Source organism: Sulfurifustis variabilis (assembly GCF_002355415.1).
GTDB classification, from domain to species: domain Bacteria; phylum Pseudomonadota; class Gammaproteobacteria; order Acidiferrobacterales; family Sulfurifustaceae; genus Sulfurifustis; species Sulfurifustis variabilis.
Genome location: NZ_AP014936.1, coordinates 3,757,334 through 3,776,408, shown reverse-complemented (window position 1 = coordinate 3,776,408; position 19,075 = coordinate 3,757,334). Strand labels below are relative to the sequence as shown.

The 19,075-nt window shown below is 70.8% G+C and carries 19 protein-coding genes; 8 read left to right on the top strand and 11 right to left on the bottom strand.

The window, feature by feature from the left end; genetic code table 11:
* Positions 1-46 precede the first annotated feature (46 nt).
* A complete protein-coding gene (locus SVA_RS18355) occupies positions 47-718 on the top strand; it encodes a hypothetical protein (protein WP_096462587.1) in 672 nt (223 codons plus the stop codon).
* A gap of 19 nt (positions 719-737) precedes the next feature.
* Here the strand turns inward: SVA_RS18355 and SVA_RS18350 are convergent, their stop codons facing one another.
* Entirely contained in the window at positions 738-1,550 is an 813-nt protein-coding gene (locus SVA_RS18350) for a DUF4198 domain-containing protein (RefSeq protein WP_096462586.1), read from the bottom strand.
* Between the two features lie 24 nt (positions 1,551-1,574).
* On the opposite strand from SVA_RS18350, the gene SVA_RS18345 reads away from it, so the two are divergent.
* Entirely contained in the window at positions 1,575-2,738 is a 1,164-nt protein-coding gene (locus tag SVA_RS18345; protein ID WP_096462585.1) for a HupE/UreJ family protein, read from the top strand.
* 27 nt (positions 2,739-2,765) lie between these two features.
* Here the strand turns inward: SVA_RS18345 and SVA_RS18340 are convergent, their stop codons facing one another.
* Together SVA_RS18340 and SVA_RS18335 are read right to left on the bottom strand one after the other, a co-directional pair.
* Positions 2,766-3,116 (bottom strand): RNA recognition motif domain-containing protein, encoded by a 351-nt coding sequence (locus tag SVA_RS18340; protein WP_169924181.1) that lies wholly within the window; start codon positions 3,114-3,116, stop codon positions 2,766-2,768.
* Positions 3,117-3,242: 126 nt separating this feature from the next.
* Positions 3,243-4,415 (bottom strand): glycerol-3-phosphate dehydrogenase/oxidase, encoded by a 1,173-nt coding sequence (locus tag SVA_RS18335; RefSeq protein ID WP_096462583.1) that lies wholly within the window; start codon positions 4,413-4,415, stop codon positions 3,243-3,245.
* A gap of 201 nt (positions 4,416-4,616) precedes the next feature.
* Between SVA_RS18335 and SVA_RS18330 the strand changes: the two genes are divergently transcribed.
* The gene (locus SVA_RS18330) at positions 4,617-7,019 is read left to right on the top strand and encodes a hybrid sensor histidine kinase/response regulator (RefSeq protein WP_096462582.1); all 2,403 of its coding nucleotides are present in this window, start codon (positions 4,617-4,619) and stop codon (positions 7,017-7,019) included.
* On the opposite strand, the gene SVA_RS18325 is transcribed toward SVA_RS18330, so the two are convergent.
* Together SVA_RS18325 and eboC are read right to left on the bottom strand one after the other, a co-directional pair.
* A complete protein-coding gene (locus SVA_RS18325; RefSeq protein ID WP_096462581.1) occupies positions 6,977-8,161 on the bottom strand; it encodes a 3-dehydroquinate synthase in 1,185 nt (394 codons plus the stop codon). The genes SVA_RS18330 and SVA_RS18325 overlap by 43 nt on opposite strands.
* 4 nt (positions 8,162-8,165) lie before the next feature.
* Complete coding sequence (eboC, locus tag SVA_RS18320; RefSeq protein WP_096462580.1) at positions 8,166-9,062, bottom strand: UbiA-like protein EboC; 897 nt, start codon at positions 9,060-9,062, stop codon at positions 8,166-8,168.
* Between the two features lie 240 nt (positions 9,063-9,302).
* Here eboC and SVA_RS18315 point away from each other — a divergent pair, with 240 nt between their 5' ends.
* Entirely contained in the window at positions 9,303-9,830 is a 528-nt protein-coding gene (locus tag SVA_RS18315; RefSeq protein WP_096462579.1) for a DUF2231 domain-containing protein, read from the top strand.
* A gap of 19 nt (positions 9,831-9,849) precedes the next feature.
* Here the strand turns inward: SVA_RS18315 and SVA_RS18310 are convergent, their stop codons facing one another.
* The 6 genes from SVA_RS18310 to SVA_RS18285 all read right to left on the bottom strand — a co-directional run bounded on the left by SVA_RS18310 (position 9,850) and on the right by SVA_RS18285 (position 15,205).
* Positions 9,850-11,226: an alkaline phosphatase family protein gene (locus SVA_RS18310; RefSeq protein WP_096462578.1), complete on the bottom strand. Its 1,377-nt coding sequence runs from the start codon at positions 11,224-11,226 to the stop codon at positions 9,850-9,852.
* A 127-nt stretch (positions 11,227-11,353) separates the two neighbouring features.
* Complete coding sequence (gene eboE, locus SVA_RS18305; RefSeq protein WP_096462577.1) at positions 11,354-12,580, bottom strand: metabolite traffic protein EboE; 1,227 nt, start codon at positions 12,578-12,580, stop codon at positions 11,354-11,356.
* Entirely contained in the window at positions 12,577-13,458 is an 882-nt protein-coding gene (locus tag SVA_RS18300; protein ID WP_096462576.1) for a TatD family hydrolase, read from the bottom strand. The genes eboE and SVA_RS18300 overlap by 4 nt, the downstream gene beginning before the upstream one ends.
* Before the next feature lie 19 nt (positions 13,459-13,477).
* Positions 13,478-14,227: an EboA domain-containing protein gene (locus SVA_RS18295; RefSeq protein ID WP_096462575.1), complete on the bottom strand. Its 750-nt coding sequence runs from the start codon at positions 14,225-14,227 to the stop codon at positions 13,478-13,480.
* On the bottom strand, positions 14,227-14,673 hold the full coding sequence (locus SVA_RS18290) for a DUF421 domain-containing protein (RefSeq protein WP_096462574.1): 447 nt from the start codon (positions 14,671-14,673) through the stop codon (positions 14,227-14,229). The genes SVA_RS18295 and SVA_RS18290 overlap by 1 nt, the downstream gene beginning before the upstream one ends.
* A 16-nt stretch (positions 14,674-14,689) precedes the next feature.
* Complete coding sequence (locus SVA_RS18285; protein ID WP_096462573.1) at positions 14,690-15,205, bottom strand: hypothetical protein; 516 nt, start codon at positions 15,203-15,205, stop codon at positions 14,690-14,692.
* 196 nt (positions 15,206-15,401) lie between these two features.
* Here SVA_RS18285 and wrbA point away from each other — a divergent pair, with 196 nt between their 5' ends.
* The 4 genes from wrbA (at position 15,402) to SVA_RS18265 (ending at position 18,778) form a co-directional block, all read left to right on the top strand.
* The gene (wrbA, locus tag SVA_RS18280; protein ID WP_096462572.1) at positions 15,402-16,013 is read left to right on the top strand and encodes an NAD(P)H:quinone oxidoreductase; all 612 of its coding nucleotides are present in this window, start codon (positions 15,402-15,404) and stop codon (positions 16,011-16,013) included.
* A gap of 189 nt (positions 16,014-16,202) precedes the next feature.
* Positions 16,203-16,583, top strand: a complete 381-nt coding sequence (locus tag SVA_RS18275) for a hypothetical protein (protein WP_096462571.1) — start codon at positions 16,203-16,205, stop codon at positions 16,581-16,583.
* Positions 16,584-18,425, top strand: a complete 1,842-nt coding sequence (locus SVA_RS18270) for a S8 family serine peptidase (RefSeq protein WP_096462570.1) — start codon at positions 16,584-16,586, stop codon at positions 18,423-18,425.
* A complete protein-coding gene (locus SVA_RS18265) occupies positions 18,422-18,778 on the top strand; it encodes a hypothetical protein (RefSeq protein ID WP_148665558.1) in 357 nt (118 codons plus the stop codon). Before SVA_RS18270 ends, SVA_RS18265 begins: the two co-directional genes overlap by 4 nt.
* The last annotated feature ends 297 nt before the right edge of the window (positions 18,779-19,075 follow it).

Genomic DNA, 19,075 nt, shown 5'->3' with positions numbered 1-19,075 from the left:
CCGGGCCAATCATAACCAACCAAAACCGAAATACCGGAGGAGCATCATGAAGGCACTGCGCATCGGTACCGTGGTCGGCGTCCTGTTGTTCGCGTCTTCCGCCGGCGCCTGGGCGGCCCGCTACGACTATCGGGACTACGAGACACCGGCGAACGTCACGCAAAAGCACTATTCGATGTCCGCGGGCATGTGTGGAGACGCCGAGATCGTCGAGTTCAGCCGCCAGCCCGTCGGGACGGATACCCTGCTGACCAAAACCCGGATCAGGACCAATGCGGGCGTCAACTGTCAGTACGACAAACTTCACTTCCAGGAGAGCGCCTACGCCGTCTCGTGGCGGCGCACCGACAAGTACGACCCGAGCGGCGCGGTCCTGCTGAGCTCCAATCGCCTGACCAAGCCCATCGCCCGGGCCACCGCTTTCATGGAGGTGGGTGCCACCTGGGGCTCCGCCACCGAGGTCGACGACGGCGTGAATCCGAACAACATCGTGGATCACGTCGTCGAGACCAACATCCTGCTGGGTCTGGAGAACGTCACCGTCCCGTACGGGGCGTACACGGGATGCCTCAAGATCCACACGTCCCGCATGAGCAGAACGCTCGGGAACTTCGTGATGGTGTCCTGGCGCTGCGCCGGGATCGGCGAAGTGAAGCGCATTCAGGGCTTCGGCGGAACCATGGTCCGGTGGGAGCTCCTGGGCGTCACCGCGCCCTGAACCGTCCCCGGTACCTTCGCTACCTGGCCGGGACTTCGAAGGTGAGCGATGCCCAGGTGCTCTCCCAGTCCGCATCCGTACGCGGCGGGGCGGGCACCATGTGCACCGATGTGACCACCCAGACGCCGGGCCGGTCGAGCGCGAGGCGCACGCGACCGTGCCCGTCCGTCCGGGCACGCAGCTTCTCGCGCGGCCGGTCCTTGGCGAAGGCGATGACGAGCGCGCCCTCGAGCGGGCGGTTCTCGTAGACGAGCGTGAGCGGGAGCGGCTCGCCCGGCCGAAGGGCGTACGGATTGCGTTCGGCGATCAGCTCCATCCGGAAGCCGAGACGCCGGTCGGCCGGTTTTTCGCGGACGGGCCCCGCCTGGATCAGCGCCTTCGCGGCGCGCGAGTAGATCTCCGAGATGGGACGACCGGCGGGTTGGCGCTTCTTCGAGGCCGCGATTCGCTCCATGCCCTCCTTCTCGAGATATGCCGCGAACTCCCCGGGCGTGTCGAAGGTCACGCGGTCGCGGATGCTGCGGTAACCGACGACGGTGAGGCCGGGCTCCACGGCCGGTATGCGCCCGGCGTCGTCCCCCGGCACCCCCGCCACGGGCCTTTCTCCTCCCGGGCCGACGTAGACGTAGCGCTCGTAGAGGTCGGGAAGGAAGACGACCGATTCGCCGTTGAAGTCCTGGCCGACGTGGACGGGGAGCGTCAGGGCGCTGCCCGGATCCGGCCGGAAGCGCGCAGGCTCGATCCAGAAGTCGTGGCCGTACGCACGTGGCGCCGCAAGCGCGACAAGAAGCGCCAGCGCCGCGGGAACTCTTGAGCTACACTGCCGCCGCATCGATCTCCCGGACAATCACCGTTCATGCGTGTCGCGATGCGCGCGCGCAAGCATATCACTTGCCGGCCGGCCGTCTGGCTCGCGGCCCTCGTCGCCGTTGCCTGCGGCTGGCACGGGCTCGCGTGGCCGCACGAGATCCGGCCGGCGGTCGTCGACGTGGCGGTGGACGAGCAGCGCTACGAGATCGTCATCGCCGCCAATCTCGAGGCGCTGATCGCGGGAGTGAGCCCGGTCCACCGGGATACCGACGAATCGCCCCGGGCGCGCGAGTACAACCGCCTGCGCGCGCTCGCGCCCGGGGAGCTCGAGCGCGAGGCGATCCGGTTCGTGCCGTCGCTGCTCGGCGGCGTGCGCGTCGAGTTCGACGGCGAGCCCGCGCGACCGCGGGTCGCTTCCGTATCGGTACCGCCGGTCGGAGACGTCGGCATCTCGCGGATCAGCCGCATCCGACTCGAAGGCGAGACGCCCGCGGGGGCCGCGACCTTTCGCTGGCGTTACGCGCCCGAGTTCGGGTCGAGCGTGCTGCGCGTGCGCCGTGCGGGCGATGCCGAAGTCCTTGCGACCTGGCTCAAGGACGGGCAGGCGAGCGATCCCGTACCGCTCCGCGGCGCGCTCGCCGCCCCGGGCCGGGTCGATCTCGCCGGACAGTACCTGGCCCTCGGCTTCACCCACATCCTGCCCAAGGGACTCGATCACATCCTGTTCGTGCTCGGTCTTTTCCTGCTGAGCGCACGCGTGCGGCCGCTACTGATCCAGGTGACCGCGTTCACGGTCGCGCACTCGATCACGCTCGCGCTCGGCATCTACGGGGTCGTCTCGCTGCCGCCTGCGATCGTGGAGCCGCTGATCGCCGCGTCGATCGTCTACGTCGCGGTCGAGAACCTCGTGACGACCCGCCTGCATGCCTGGCGGCCGGTCGTGGTGTTCGGTTTCGGATTGCTGCACGGGATGGGTTTCGCCGGCGTGCTGCACGAGGTGGGGCTGCCGCGCTCGGAATTCGTCACGGGGCTCGTCGCCTTCAACGTCGGCGTCGAGCTCGGTCAGCTCGCGGTGATCGCGCTCGCCTGCGCGCTCGCGGTCTTCTGGAGGCGGGACCGGGCCGGGTATCGGGCGCGCGTGGTGATTCCCGCCTCGGCGCTCATCGCGGCGGTCGGCCTTTACTGGACCGTCGAGCGCGCGATCGGCTGACGCGACGCCCCCGCGAGTCGCGCGCGATCAGAGAGCCGCGCCGGGAAGATCCGAGAGGCCCTGCCGGCGCCGGTCGGACGCGCGGCGGCGCTCGACCTTGATGCCCTCGGACTGACGCATCCGGCGGTCGCTGCGTGCGCGGTACACGCACTCGCGTACCTTGATCGGGCGCCCGCGAAGCGGCGCGAACTGCAGCTCGGCGATCGCCTCGCGCGCCGCGTTCTCCGGAACCAGGTAAACGTGCGCGTGCCCGAGCGGCTTCCCGGTCGCGGTGTCGTGCATCACGATCGCGTTGATGACCGTGCCGTAGCCGGAGAATGTCCGGCGCAGATCACCGGAGGTGATCGTGCGGTCGAGGTTCGATACGAAGATGTTCATTGTTGTTCCCTCCGCCCCATCCTGTCGTTTCGGGCCGACCATTGTGAGAAAAGCCGCGAGTACTGGCAAGCCGGTCCGCCGGTCCCGGTGTTCAGCGGCCGGGAGGCGCTATTTCCGGGGCTCGCATCAGGGGGCGAGCGGGAGCCGCGCGGTGTCGGCGCGCCGGATTGCGGCGGGAAGCGAAGGCTGCAGCCGCGCCATGACCCGCTCCGCCACCGCGCGGTACGTGGTGAGCTTGCCGCCGTAGATGCTGACGATCCGCGGGCGCGCCGGGTCGTCGGCATGGAGCACGGTCTCGCGCGGACGGTGGAACGCGGCGGTCGGCATGGCCGGCAGCACGCGCAGCCCCGCGTACGCCTCCATCGGTTCGCCGTCGAGTCGCGGGAAGTACCGCGCCAGCGTTTCCCTCAGGTAGGCGATCTCCGCGGGCAGCGGCGCGACCCGCCCGGGGTCGCCCTCGTACGGCACTTCGGTGGTGCCCACGAGCACTCCCTGGTCGTCGGGCATGGCGAAAACCGCGCGCGCGTCGCGCGGCGACTCGAGATAGTAGATGCCGCATGCGAGCCGGCCGGGAACGAGCAGGTGGGTGCCCTGCACGAGCTCGATGCGCGAAGCGGACAGCGGCGGTTCGATCCGCGCCAGCACGCGGTTGACCCAGGGGCCGGCGGCATTGACGAGGGCACGGGCGCGCAGCGTGCGCTCGCGCCCGTTCTCGGTGCAGTCGATTTCGATCCCGTCGCCCGTCGCGCGCGCGGCGACGAAGCGCGCCGGGCACAGGAGCTCGGCGCCGAGGCTCTGCGCCGAGCGCATGACGGCCCGCGTGAGCGCCGCGTCGTCCGTCCGGGCGTCGACGTAGCGGAACACCGCGTCGAGCCCTCGCGTATCCAGGCCGTCGAGCCCGTCCCAGGTGGAGCGCGGCAGGGAATGGAAACGCGAGCCCCCGCGCCATCCGCCGAGAAGGGCGTAGAGCGAGAGGCCCGCACGCACGCGGGCGGCGGAGCGCCGCATCCCGCGGTATACCGGGATGTGGAACGGGACCAGGCGGACGAGATCGGGCGCGATGCGCAGCAGGATCGCGCGTTCGCGCAAGGATTCGTAAACGAGCCGCAGCTGCGCGCTCTCGAGATAGCGCAGCCCGCCGTGGATCAGTCTGCTGGAGCGGCTCGACGTTCCGGCGGCGATCCCCGTCTGCTCGAGCACGCGCACGTCGTGCCCGGCGGCGGCGGCCGCCTGCGCGACGCCCGCCCCGTGTATTCCGGCGCCGACCACGAGCAGATCACAATCGAGTCCCGTACTCATTCCATGCTTCCTCCCCACGCCGTTCGAACGACGCGTTTCGCATCGCGGAACCGGAACGCGTCTCGTATTACAAGGAGCGTGCCATCAATGCGTTTCATTTCCCTGCTCATGTCGTGGCTCTCGACGCGCTCTTGTGCGCTCCCGTTCGCTGGCTAGAATGGCCTCTCGACGTAAGGGGGGCCTTTGTCTTCGAACAAGAGCATGGCCAGGGAGAGGCCCGCCATCCTGCGTTACGCGAGCGCCGTCGTCGGGGTGCTCGCGGCGACCGGGCTGCGTCTGCTGTTCGATCCCTGGCTCGGCGACGACCGCTTCGTCTTCGCGACCTACTTTGCCGCCACGCTCGTGGTTGCCTGGTACGGCGGGCTTGGCCCCGCGCTGCTGACCGTGGTGGCCGGCACGCTCGCCGCCAAGTTCTTCTTCGTCCCGCCGCGCGGCTCCCTGGCGTTGGCCGAAGACTCGTCCATTCTCTTCGGTCTCGCACTCTACGTTGTCGTGGCGATCATCGGGGCGCTCCTCTCGGCGTCGCAGCGGAAAGCGCGTCGAGAGGCCGAACGGGTATCGGCGGATGCGCTCGAACGCCAGCGCCGGCTCGAGCGCGAGATGCTCGAGCGCCGCGCGGCCGAGGCGAAGATCGCGCGGCTCAACCATGAGCTGCGACACCGCCTCGAGGAGCTGCAGACCATCATCGAGCTGAGCCCCGTCGGCATTGCGATCGCCGACGATCCCGAGTGCCGGCGGGTGCGCGCCAACTCCGCGCTGACGGCCGTGCTGGGCGCCCGCCAGGGCGCGGACGCCGTCTGCGGGGCGCTGTCCGGAAACGCGGCGGGCTACCGGATCCTGCGCGACGGCCAGGACATCCCTCCCGAGGAGATCCCCATGCGCTACGCCATCGCGCACGGGGCCGCGGTGCAGGGCGCGGAGCTCGACGTCGTGCGCGCCGACGGCGATACGCGCACGCTGCTGACGAGCGTCGCGCCGCTGTTCGACGAGGAGCAGCGGGTCCGCGGCGCGATCGGGTATTGCCTCGACATCACGGAGCGCAAGCGCATGGAGCGCGCGATGCGCCTCCACGAGCAGCGCCTCGAGCTCGCGCTCGCCGCCGGGCGCATGGTCGCCTGGGACTGGGACGTGAACAGCGGCGAGATCACGCGCTCCGAGAACGCCGCCGAAGTGCTGGGGCTGCCGCCGGGTCCGTGCAGTCGGGGCCTCGCCTGGTTTCTGCAGACCGTGCACGCCGACGACCGGGCCGCGGTGGTCGACGCCGTCGAGGGCACGACGCCCGACCGCCCCGAGTACGTCGTGCAGTACCGCTATCGCCGTACCGACGACGGCGCGCTCATCTGGCTGGAAGACCGCGCGCGGGCGCAGTTCGACGACTCCGGCCGGCGAGTGCGCATCGACGGCATCCTGCTTGACGTGACCGAGCGGCGCGCCGCCGAGCAGGCGCTGCTCGATGCCGACCACCGGAAGGACGAGTTCCTCGCCATGCTCGCCCACGAGCTGCGCAACCCGCTCGCGCCCATGCGCAACGCCGTGTCGGTGCTGCGGCTGTCCTCGGGTCCCGATCAGCCCGGACTCCGCTGGGTGACCGACCTGCTCGACCGGCAGGTCGACCAGATGACGCGCGTGGTAGACGACCTGCTCGACATCTCGCGCATCACCCGCGGGATGATCAGCCTGCGGCGCGAGCGCGTCGCCGTCGCCGACGTCGTCGAGCGCGCCTTCGAGATCAGCCGCCCGCTCCTCGAGGCCAGGCGGCACCACGCGACCGTGTCGCTCCCGCCGCACACCGTCTGGCTGGAGGCGGACGCGGTGCGCCTCGCGCAGGCGATCTCCAACCTGCTCAACAACGCCGCCAAGTTCACGCCGGACGGCGGGCACGTGGCGCTCGTCGTCGAGCGCGATGCCGAGACGGTCGCGGTCCGCGTTCGCGACAGCGGCCAGGGGATCCCGCCGCACATCCTCCCGCACGTCTTCGACCTTTTCATGCAGGCCGATCGCTCGCTCGACCGCAAGGCAGGCGGCCTCGGCATCGGCCTGACGCTGGTGAAGCGCCTCGTCGATCTCCACGGGGGGAGCGTCGCGGCCTACAGCGAGGGCGCGGGCAGGGGGACGGAGTTCACGATCCGGTTGCCTGCCGCCGAGGCGCCCGCGCGCGCGGAGGCGCCTCCGGAGAGCCGCGCCGCGCCGGCGGGCGAGCCGGCGGACCGCGTGCTGATCGTCGAGGACCACCGCGAGACGGCGGAGAGCCTGGCGGTGCTCGCGCGGCTCTGGGGCCACCGCGTGCGCACGGTGCACGACGGGCATGCGGCGCTCGAGCTCGCTCGCGATTACGCGCCGGACCTGATCATCCTGGACATCGGTCTCCCGGGAATGGACGGCTATGCCGTCGCCCAGGCCATGCGCGAGGAAAAGGCGCTCCGCGACACGGTCATCGTCGCCGCGACCGGCTATGGCAGCGAGGACGCCCGTCAGCGCAGCGCGGCCGCGGGTTTCGACATGCACCTGACCAAGCCGGTCGACTCGGTCACGCTCAAGCGCCTGCTCGCCGATCCGCGCGCCTATCGTTCCGCTCCGCTGGCGCAAGGCCTCGCCGCCGGCTGACCGGAACCGCTCCCCGGCCGCGCACGCACGCGGTCGATGCTCGCGCGCACGCGCTCCTCGTCCATGGCATGCACTTCGAAACCCCGCCCGATGGCCCCGAGGAGCGTTATCGTCAGCTCGCCTCCCAGGTGCTCGCGGAACTCGTCGAGCCCCGCCAGCAGACCGCCCTCGCCGAGCTCCGGCACGTCGAGCTCGAATCCGAACCGCTCCAGCAGCGCGAGGATCCGTTCGTGCGCGTCGTCCGCGAGCCACCCGGCGAGGCGCGAGTAGGTCGCGTCGAGCGCGATGCCGATCGCGACGGCCTCGCCGTGGCGCAGGCGGTAGTCCGAGAGCTGCTCGAGCTTGTGCGCGGCCCAGTGACCGAAGTCGAGCGGGCGGGCCGATCCTGTCTCGAACGGATCGCCGCCGCGCGCGATGTGCTCAAGGTGCAGCCGTGCCGCATGCGCGATCAACGCGCGCATCGCACCCCGGTCACGATGCAGCAGCCGTTCGGCGTCGCGCTCGAGGCGCTCGAAAAACGCGGCATCCTTGACGAGCGCGACCTTCACGGCCTCGGCGATGCCCGCACGCCAGTCGCGGACCGACAGGCTGTCGAGGAAGCGAAGGTCGTTGATGACGGCCCACGGCGGCGCGAAGCTCCCGAGGAAGTTCTTCTTGCCGAAGGCATTGATCCCCGTCTTCACGCCCACCGCGGCGTCGCACTGGGCGAGCACGGTCGTGGGCAGACGCACCATGCGCACGCCGCGGTGGGCTTGCGCCGCGGCGAAGCCGACGAGGTCGAGGAGCGCGCCGCCGCCGATGCCGACGACGTAGGAGTGACGGCAGATCCCGCCGCGCTCGATCGCCGCGAGCACGCGCTCGAGGTGTCGCGGCTCGTTCTTGCCCGTCTCGCCGCCGGGGAGCACGAGCGGCGCGTCCACGAGGTCGAGGGCATGCGTCCGGGCGTAGCTCTCGACGCGCGCCGCGAGGTCGGCCTGCGCCGCGAGCACGCCCCGGTCGACGGCGACGAGCACGCGCGGGCGCGCGGCGCGGTCGGCCGCGAGGGTACGCGCGAGGAGATCGTTTTCCGGCGCGAGCGCGTCCTCGGTGAGATGCACGCGGTAGCGGTAACGGACGTCGAACTGCTGTTCGAGGGTGTCCATGGGCTCACGTTACCGCGAATCGCCGCGCGAGGGCGAGCGAGGCGGGAAGCAGGAGAAGCGCCAGAGTGCCGTAGACGGCGTTCGCGTAAACGGCGACCAGACCGGCGTCGAGCACGATCAGGGCGAGCACCCCTGCCTTGACCGCGTCTTGCACCGTGCGCGCCTCGCCGCCGCGTCTCAGGGTGCGCACGTAGGGCGGCCCCGCCGAGGCCGCGTAGAACAGCGCGAATGCGATCGCGAGCCAGGCCTCCCGCAGGACGCTCAACGCAACGAGCGCGCCCGCCACCGCGATGATGCTCGCGACGGCGAGCCAGCCGAAGACCCGTCTTCCGCCGTGGACTTCCCCGCGACTCAGTGCCGTGAGCGCCGAGACGTGCAGCAGAGCAAGAAGCGCGACCGGCCACCCGTCGACGAGCGCGGCCGGCACGAGGGCCATGCCGAGCAGCAGGTTGAAGGCCCGGCACAGGCCCATCGCGACCGGGCCGAGGACGGGGCTCGCCTTCGCATAGCCGTCGTACGCCAGCGCGGTGATGCCGATGGCGGCGGCCAGGGCGCCGCTCGTCGAATTCACCGATGCGCCAAGCAGGGCGCCGCTCAGCAGGAGCAGGCTGCCGAACGACAACCCCTCCGCGCGCGTCACCCGGCCCGACGGGATCGGGCGCTCCGGACGCTCGCGGGCGTCGAGCGGGGCGTCGAACACGTCGTTCATGACCACGCCCCCGGCGTAGAGCAGCACGCTCGCGAGCACGAGGGCGAGAAGTCGGGGGTCGAGCAGAGCGCCGGCGACCGCCGCGCCCGCGAGCACGTCGGCAGCCGCCGTCACGAGGTTGGGCGGTCGCATGAGCTGAAGGAAGGCATGCGCACGCTCGGGCGGCGTCATGCGCCTGCGATCGAAGCGCATCTAGCGTCCCGTCCCGTGTGCCGCCGCCGTGTCGCAACCCGTTGCGATGGGCATCCGCACGAGGATACTCAAAGCCGGAAACCCTTTCATCGCCGACCGAGCCGTCGAACCGGGATCAGCACGCGTGCGGGCGGTCGTAACCGAAAGGCGTACGGCCATGCAGGCCTTGCCGGGCGAGCCGGAGCGGATTTCGGCGCCGCCGAGCCAGTCCAACAATCATCGGCAGACAAGGAGGTCGTCATGGACATTCGTGCGCGGGTCGACAGGCTCACCGGGCCGCCCGAGAGCGAGCGGGCGAGCCGCGCGAGCGTCGCGGGTCATCCCATCCACCCGATGCTCGTGGTCTTCCCCATCGGCCTGTGGGTGTTCTCGCTCGTCGCGGACGCCGTGTACCTCGCCGGCGGCGGTGCGGCGTGGAGCATCACCGCGTTCTACGCCATCGCGGGCGGGATCATCGGCGCGATCGCCGCCGCGGTCTTCGGCGCCATCGACCTCTACTCGATGCGGGACCGGACGATCCGCCGTATCGGCACGATGCACATGATCCTCAATCTCTCCGTCACGGTTCTGTTCGCGTTCAACCTGGGGTGGCGCGTCTCGGGCGACCCGGGCGCGATCGCGCCGATCGTGATCTCCGTGGTCGCCGTCGTCCTGCTCGGTGTTTCCGGCTGGCTTGGCGGCGAGATGGTGTACGTGCACGGTGCGGGCGTCGCGCCGGCTGCTCGCGAGAAGAGTCCGGAAACGGCGGCTCCGCGGCCGAGGAGCTAACCGGCGGCGACCGCGCCGCTCAGGTCAGGTGGCGCAGCATTAGCGCCTTCACGTCGGTCACATCGAAGCGGCCGGCGCCGAGGTCGCGGCGCGAGCCGATGACGAGAGGGCCGGTGTCGGGATTCGACCCCGCGCGCCCGTGCGTGCCGCGCACGAGCTCGGGCGCGAGCGGAATCACGTCCATGAGCATGCGCATCCCGAGCGTCTTCTGGGCGAGCCGCCGGGCGATCCGGAGCTTCGGAAACCGCAGCCTCGGGTCGAGGAACAGCTCGACCGGGTCGTAGCCGGGCTTGCGGTGAATGTCGACGGTGCGCGCGAAATCGGGGGCCTTGGCGTCGTCGAGCCAGTAATAATAAGTGAACCAGTGCCCGGGTTCGGCGACGGCGACGAGCTCGCCCGAGCGCGGGTGGTCGAGGCCGGCCTCCCGTTTCCCCTCTGCGTCGAGCACGCGCTCGACGCCGGGCGTGCTTTTCAGCGACCGGCGAATCCGCGCGATATCCGCCGGATCGCGCACGTAGACGTGGGCGACCTGGTGGTCGGCGACCGCGAACGCGCGCGAGGCGCCGGGGTCGAGCAGCTCGAAGCCGAGCGTCTCGCGCACGCGCAGGTCGCCCGATTCGCGCAGCACGCGGTTGATGTGCACGTGCCCCGTCGCCCGCTCGATCCCGTACTCGGATACGACCAGCACGTCCGCGCCGCCCGCGCGCGCGTCCTCGGCAAGCCGGCCCGTCACCTCGTCGATCGCACGCAGGTCTTCCGCGATCCGCGGGTCGTGCGGTCCGAGGCGCTGCAGGTTGTAGTCGAGGTGCGGCAGGTAGACGAGCGTGAGCGTGGGCCGGTGCCGGTCGAGCACGTGGCGCGCGCACTCCGCGATCCACCGGGAGGAACGGATGTCGGCGCCCGGGCCCCAGAAGTTGAAGAGCGGAAACGGACCGAAGCGCTCCTCGCACTGGCGATGCAGGCTCGCGGGCTCGGAGTAGAGGCCCGGGATCTTGCGCCCGTCCGCGGGATAAATCGGCCGCGGCGTGACCGCGTAGTCCACCGCCGCGTACATGTTGTACCACCAGAAGAGCTGCGCGCAGCTGAAGCCGGGAATCGCGCGCCGTGCCGACTCCCAGATCTTCTCGCCGGCGACCAGCCGGTTCGACTGGCGCCAGAAGAAGATCTCGGCCAGGTCGCGAAAGTACCAGCCGTTCGCGACGATCCCGTGCCCTCGCGGAGGCAGCCCCGTGAGCAGGCTCGCCTGCGCGGTGCAGGTGACGGCTGGAAAGGCGGGCGCTAGCGGGGCGAGAAAACCCTCGCGGGCGAGCGCGGCGAGATGCGGCGTGTCGGGGCCGATCAGCTTGGGCGTGAGGCCGACGACGTCCAGGACGACGAGCCGGCGCGTCACGGGCAGGACACCCGGCCAGCCGCGCCCGGCGTCTCGGGCGCGCGCGCCCGCCCGCGTGACGATGCCGACGACCCCGTGACCGCCCGCGTTCCCTTGCCCTTGTCCGAGCGCCGCGAGCGTGCGACTGTTCGTTTCACTCGACCGCTACCGTGTCCGTTCTCGCCGTCTCGATCGCGAGCAGGTTCCGCTTTCGCATCTCCGCTTCGACCCACTCGATCTCGGAAACGATTCCCTGCGCCAACGCGCGTTCGTCGCGCGGGCGACGGTGCTCGGGCAGCACCTGCCAGGTGTACGTCTCGACCTCGAGGTGCGGGCGGAAGGTGCGGTGCGCGGCGAGAAAGTCGAGGACCTTGAGGACCTCTCCCTGCGTGCTCTTCAGGCCGTGCTCGAAGCGCTCGGCGTTCACCGGCACGTGGAAGTGCGCCCGCCAGGGCCGGTCGTCCGGCAGTCGCGCATCGGCGAGCGCGAGCGGCAGGTCCGGCGCGCCGTACAGGCGCTCGCGCCCCGGCACCCGCACCTGGTGCAGGTAACGCGGCTCGGCGTAGTCCGCGAGCGCGCGCACGGCGCCGGCATCGGGCGCCTCGAGCGCGCTCGAGATCTGGATCTTCCCGACCGGGACTCCGGCATCGAGGAGACGTGCGAGCGAGCGTGCGGCGTCCTCGAACATCACGGCCTGGTGGCACACGTCGTAGCAGATCCCGAGATGACGGCGGACGACGTCGCGCGGGACTCGCAGCGCGTCGGCGGCGGGGAGCAGCCAGCGGTCGAAGAAGGCTATCGCCTGGTCGGTACGCTCGAGCGCGCCGCCCGGTTCGGGCTCGAGGCACACCCGGACCGCGCGGCCGGTGCGCTCGAGGATCTCGTCGAGCGCCTGCGCGAGCGTCAGCAGGTGACCGAGCGCGGCGTTCTCCTTTTCGCCGGACCACGCCGCGCGCAGCCCGAGCGGCACGGTCGAGATCGTGCCCTCGTCCGCGTCGAGAGGCAGGCACTCGGCGAGCGTCTCGGCCGCCGCGAGCGTGTAGCGCAGGCGGCGCTCGTCCGACCAGTCGGGCAGGAACGCCGCCTCCTTGACGCTCTCCGCGTGGAAATCGCCGTAAGGGAAGGCGTTGAGCGTGTGCAGCCGGATGCCTTGGCCGTCGAGCCGCGCGCGAAAGCGAGACCGCGCCCCGGTCTCGGCCAGCGCCTCCACGGCGGCGTGCGAGAGCCAGAGGCCCGCCCGCATGCGGGTCAGGCCGCGCGCCGCGCGCACGGCGCCGACGCCGCGCTCGATGATCCCGAGCACCTCGTCGAGGCCCTCGCCGGGGTGGACGTTGCTGCAGTACCCGATCTCCTCCCGGCGCCAACCGCCTTCGGCGCTCATTCCTGGATCACCGGCGTCTGGCCGCGCAGCACGGAGTTGTCCTCCCACAGGCGGCGCTGGTCGATGCGGATCGAACCGAGCTCGTCGAGCGAGATCCGCCCGCTCTGCGCGTAGAAGGCGACCGGGTTGGCGAAGAGCACGGTCTCGATGTCGGCCTCGCTGAAGCCGGCCGCGCGCATCGCCTCGCCGGTCTTGGGCACCTTGAGCGGATCGCTCACGCCCCAGTCGGCCGCACTGTTCACCACCATCTTCTCGGTGCCGTACTGCCGGAGCAGCGCCACCATGCGCTCCTCGGACATCTTCGTGTCCGGGTAGATGGAGTGGCCGCGCCAGCAGCCGGTCTCGAGCACAAGCGGGAGGGTCGTCTCGTTGAGGTGATCGACGAGGACGAGCTCCTCGTCGATTCCGCTCTCCTTCACGAGCGCGAGGCTGCGCTCGGTTCCGCGCTTCTTGTCCCGGTGCGGCGTGTGGATCAGGACGGGCAGCCCGTGCCGTCGGGCGAGCTCGATCTGCTCGGCGAAGAAGCGCTCCTCCGCCTCCGTCTGCTCGTCGTAGCCGATCTCGCCGACCGCGACCACGCCGTCCTTCGCGAGGAACCGCGGCAGCACGCGCATGACCTCCTCCGCGAGCGCGACGTCGTTCGCCTCCTTCGGGTTGAGCGCGATCGTGCAGTAGTGTCGGATGCCGAACTGGCTCGCCCGAAAGCGCTCCCACCCGACCAGGGTGCTGAAGTAATCCACGAAGGTGCCGACCGAAGTGCGCGGCTGGCCCTGCCAGAACGCGGGCTCGACGACCCCGACGATGCCGGCGGCGGCCATGTTCCGGTAGTCGTCCGTGGTGCGCGAGACCATGTGGATGTGCGGATCGAAGTAACGCATTCCCGAATTCCTCTCTGGTTCACGGCCGGCCGGACGCGTCGCGGTGCGCCAGGCCTTCCTGAGCATAACGACGATGCGACGCCTCGCCGGAGGCGGCGTAGCGGCGCAGCATGGTCTCGCCGCGCTCGCTCGCGTGCGGCGCCAGGGCGAGCCAGATGTCGGCGGGCACGGCCCGGCCGGCTGCCTCGCGCTCTTCGACGTAGTCCTCGCACATGCGCGCGAGCTCCGCGTTCGCGCGCCCGTCGAGCCCGACGACGCGGGTGATGGGCAGGCCGAGGAACAGCGCCTTGAGCACGAGCTGATTGAATTCCCTCTCGGAGTAATGCCGTGCCGGATAGGGGTTGTCGAGCGCGAGCGCCTCGAACACCGCCCGGCTGTTCGTGCGGCCGGCCTCCAGGGCAAGGGGTGCGAGCGCCGGCGCGCAGGCGAGCACGGGCAGGCTGCGGACGAGATCGATCTGCGCGGCCTCGTCGCTCTCTCTATATAAGTGTCGGGCGAGCGCCAGCGCCGCGTCGGGCGCGAGCATCAGGGCGTCGTCGAGCAGGACGGCGCGCGCGGCCGCGGCGACCGTACAGCGCCCGAGACCGGGGGCGTCGATCGCGGACCGCGTGCCGAGGTCCCGCCGCGCCGAGGCGTAGAGCGGCGCAAGCGCGGCCGCGGGCCCGCCGGTCGAGAGCCGCGCCCGGGCCGCGGCGAGCCACGCGGCCGCCTCGGTCGATGCGCGCTCGAGGGCCGCGCGCAGGTCTTCCGCCTTCGCCGGATCGCTCATCAACGCTCCCTGGGAATGATCGAGATGCCGCCGTTTCGTTCGAGCACAGCGTACTTGATCTGATCGAGGCGCTCCAAGCCCTGCAGCTCGCGCCCGGCCGCGAGGATGTCGTCGACGTCCACGCGCACCTCGTCCATGCGGTCCTTGAGGAGCTCGCCGTCCGCGACCAGCACGAGCGGCCGACCCTCGAGCAGGCGCGCGAAGGACTTCGATCGCTGTTTCCAGAGCGACAGGGCGATGTCGATGCCGACGAGGGTGGCGATCACGATGAACGCGTTGGTGAGCGAAAAGTCCTCGCCGAGGAGCGCCTGTTGCGTCGTCTCGCCGATCACGAGCAGGAGCACGAAGTCGAAGGTCGTGATCTCCGCGAACGAGCGTTTGCCGGAGATGCGCATGATGACGAGCAGAAACACGTAGATCGCGGCGCCGCGCAGGACCGATTCCATAGCCGCCTCCTCGAGGTCAAGGAAACACGAACTGGGTGAAGCGGACCGGGGCACGGGTGCCGAGGGCCACGGCGCCGGACACCCGCCCGATCGTGTTCATGTGCAGCCGGAAGACGAGCTCCGTGGGGCGCGACGTGCCGGCGGCGAACACGTACACCAGCTCGTCACCGCCCGCTTCCACGCGCGTGGGCGACGGCGTGACCGACTCCACCCGCACGCCGTCGATGTAGCGGCGGTCGACCCGCAGGCGCACCTCGCCGTTTCGGGCGGTATCGGCGGGGACGCGTACACGCAGGGTCGAAGGCGCGCTGTAGTGCGGAAAGCGCTCGTGCTCCACCACGGGATCGGCCGGTCCGCCCGTGGCCTCGGCCTTCGCCAGCGGGCCGCCTCCGCCGACTGCACCGAGCAGCGCGGCGAGCAGCGCGAGCGCGAGGATCGACCAGGCGATGCGCTGCACGTGCCAGCTCGCGTGGTGGAATCCCGGCTCCTCCTCGATCTCGAATCCCTTGCCGTGCCAGGACCGGATTTCCATGGTCGTCCTCGTGCCTTGGAGCAGGCCCTTCGGCCATGATCCCGCCGGTCACCCGCCGCGGCAATGCCGTGTCCGCCCGAGTCGCCCGCGCCGCCAACGCGGTTTTGCCGCGGCATCTCCGCGTTGCGGGCTGCGTCCCCGCTTCGCAGAATGGCCGCGGGAAGGGAAGCCGCAGGTTCGGCCAGGAGGGCCCCGCATGAAAGTCCTCGTCGTCTTCTATTCGATGTATGGCCACGTGCTCCGCATGGCAGACGCCGCCGCCGCCGGCGCACGCGAGGTGAGCGGGACGACCGCGGAGCTGCGCCGCGTGCCCGAGACCCTCCCCGAGGAGGTGCTCCGCAAGATGGGCGCGCTCGAGGCGCAGAAGGGCATGGCGCACATCCCGGTCGCGACGGTCGACGAGCTGCCGACGGCCGACGCGATCATCTTCGCGACGCCGACGCGTTTCGGAAACATGTGCGGGCAGATGCGCCAGTTCCTCGACGCGACCGGTCGGCTCTGGGCCGAGGGCGCGCTCATCGGCAAGGTCGGCAGCGTCATGTCGAGCTCGGCGACGCAGCACGGCGGCCAGGAGTCGACCATCCTCACGTTTCACCCGACGCTCCTGCACCAGGGCATGGTGGTGGTGGGTCTGCCGTACAGCTTCGCCGGTCAGTCGCGCATCGACGAGATCACGGGCGGCTCGCCGTACGGCGCCTCGACCATCTCGGGCGGCAAGGGCGAACGCATGCCTTCGGAGAACGAGCTCGCCGCCGCGCGCTATCAAGGCAGACACGTCGCGCAGATCGCCGCGAGGCTCGCGCGCTGACGCGCGAGGCGGACGAACGGCGCAGGTTCGATCGCGGTTCCGCTCTTCGCGCCAGTCGTTCTTGCCCTAATTGACAGGGCGTGTGGCCTCGCCTTTAGTGCGCGGTATCGATCGACTCGACCAGAGAAGCGTCGTGGATCGTCGCGGCGCCGAGTGAAGTCGAGAGGGAGGAAGGTGCGAGCGGTTTCGATGCGAGGCGCCTGGCTGGCGGCGGTCTGGTGCCTGCTCGCGGGGTGCAGCGGCGGAGGCGGCGGCAGCGCGGGCGGCGGCGACCCGTCGCTCGCGGTGGCGGGGGTCGGGAACGTCCGCGTGAGCTGGGCCCCGAACCGGGAGACCGCGGTCAACGGCCCGGGCGGCGGCTACCGCGTCTATCACGCCCCGTCGCCCGACTTTGCGCTCGACGGGGCCGAGGGCGTGGTCGACGTCCCTTATGCCTCCGGCGCGCGAGCGCCGACAGCGGCGATCCTGTCGCTGCCTTCCGGCACGCATTACCTCAAGGTCGTCGCCTACTCCACCATCAACCCGACCGGCAGCGGGCCGTCGGCGGAGATCGCGGTGGTGGTGCCCTAGGTGCCTGGCGCCCGCAAAGGCACGGCCGCATCGGCCTGCGCCGTCGCGCTGGTCTTCTTGTCCGTCGCCGCCCCGGCCGCGGAATCCGATGACCGGCTCGTTCGGGGGAGCCCGACGCCCGCGGCGGCGCCCGCCGGGCCCGCCTATCGCGAGGGCGAGGTGCTGATCAGGTTCCGGAGCGGCGCCCGCGCGTACGACCGCGAGGCCGCCGTCCGGCGCCGCGGCGATCGTGTGGTGCGCGTGCTCGCGCAGGGCCGGGTGACGCACCTGCGTGTCGCAGCCGGCACGACCGCGCAGGCGCTCGCCGAGTACGCCGCCGACCCGAACGTGGAGTCCGTGCAACCCAACTACATCTATCGGCCCCTCGGGGTGCCGAACGACCCGTACTACTCGCAGCTCTGGGCGCTCGCCAACACGGCGCAGACCGTCTCCGGAGCGAGCTACCCGATCCACAACCCCGGAACGGCGGGACGGGACATGCAGCTCGAACGGGCGTGGGATCTCGCGACCGACTGCCGATCGGTCGTTGTCGCGGTGGTCGACAGCGGCGTGAACTACACGCACCGCGACCTCGCGGGCGCCATGTGGGACGGCGCCGCGGCCGGCTATCCCCGGCACGGTTACGATTTCATCGACAACGACGACGACCCCATGCCGGGCGACGGCAACGGCCACGGAACGCACGTCGCCGCGACGATCGGCGCCGTCGGCAACAACGGCGCCGGGACGACGGGCGTCTGCTGGCAATCGAGCATCATGGCCATCCGCTCCCTCAGCAACTCGGGCGGAACGACGGCCAGCGTGGTCGCGGGCATCGAGTTCGCGATCGCGCACGGGGCGAGGGTCCTCAACCTCAGTCTCGGCGGCGGCAGCTTCGATCCGCTCTTCAGCGCGAGCATCGACAGCGCCCGCAACGCCGGCGTTCTCGTCGTCGCCGCGGCGGGGAACGCCGGGCTGGATAACGACGGCGGCGTGCCTACGTACCCCTGCAACTTCACGCACGACAATCTCGTCTGCGTCGCGGCGCTCGACCAGGCCTACGACCTCGCGAGCTTCAGCAACTACGGCGCGGCGAGCGTCGACATCGGCGCGCCGGGGACCAACACGCTGAGCGCGTGGCCGGGGTACCGGCTGACGGACGACCTCGCCGCCGGATGGGCGACGGTCGGTGGCGGCTGGGCGGGCGTGCAGTGCGATTTCGGCATCGGTCCCGTGGCGATGCTGGTCAATCCCGCGGGATGGTGCGCCTTCGGGAGCTATACCGGGCCCATCGATCAGGTCGCCTACAAGACCTTCGATCTCGGCGGCGGGCTGCTCGGCGCCAGCGTGACCTATTACGCATTCCTCGACGTCGGCGCCAACGATCGCTTCGAGGCCGCAGGAAGCCCGCTCGGCGGAAACCCGTTCGTCGCGGGCGAAGCCCGGCGGTTGACCGAGTTCAGCGGGACCACCGGCGGACGCGCTCTTCCGGTGACGCACGACCTGTCTGGCTGCCTCACCAGCACGTGCACGCTCGGCTTCAGGCTGAGAGCCGAAAGCGGAAGCAGCAACTTCGGCGTGGGTCTCCTGCGGCTGTCGATCGACACCGTGCAGTCGGGCAGCGACCGCGTTGCGATCGCGAACGGCACGTCGATGGCGACCCCGCACGTGGCCGGTCTCGCCGCGCTGCTGTGGTCCTACAATCCGGGCTACCGGCTGAGCGACGTCGTGAACGCGATCCAGCACGGTGGCGAAGCGGTGCCCGCGCTCGCCGGGAAGACCGTTACCGGCCGCGCCGCGAGTGCGTGGGGTGCGCTGCGGCACATCGACCCGCCGAGCGCGGTGTCGGCCACGGTGCAATGAACCGGGAAGGTCGCGCACGCGTCCTCGACCGGCAACGGCGAAGATTGCTGCGCGCGGCCCTCGCGGCGCTCGCGTCGGGCGGCTGTTCCGCCAGGCCGGGCGCCGGCGTCGCCGCCGCGCCGGCGCCGGACACCCGACTGCCGGGCGAATATATCCTGACGCTGCGCCCGCATGCCGATCCCGAAGCGGTGCGCGCCGCCTTCCGCGAGCACGAGGTGGTCGATCTGCGGCCGGTCACGGGTCCGCATTACCTGCTGCGGTTGCGACGCGATCCGGGGCTCGACGCGATCCGCTCGATCGCGCCGCCCGAGGTCCTCGCCGTTCAGCCGAGCTACGCGTATCGCCCGCAGTAATCACGCACAGTTCGGGAAGCGATCGCGCGGCGCGCTTCCCGCGATAAGAAGAATCGCTCAGCGCATAAAAACATTTTCTCGTTTCCCCCGTTTCGATCCGGACGACCGCTGCGAACGTCCCCCGCCCGCTTTTCGTCCGCAAGACAAAGGCATTTGCGCGAAACGAGACGGTTCGCGGGGTATCGCGCCCTCGCATTCCGATAAGGAAACGCTGTTAGTGCGGACGAAATCGACGCGGTATAAGAGCAGCCACGCGAACCCGGCAATACGCGCAGGCGTCGGGCGGGACGGGTTCGC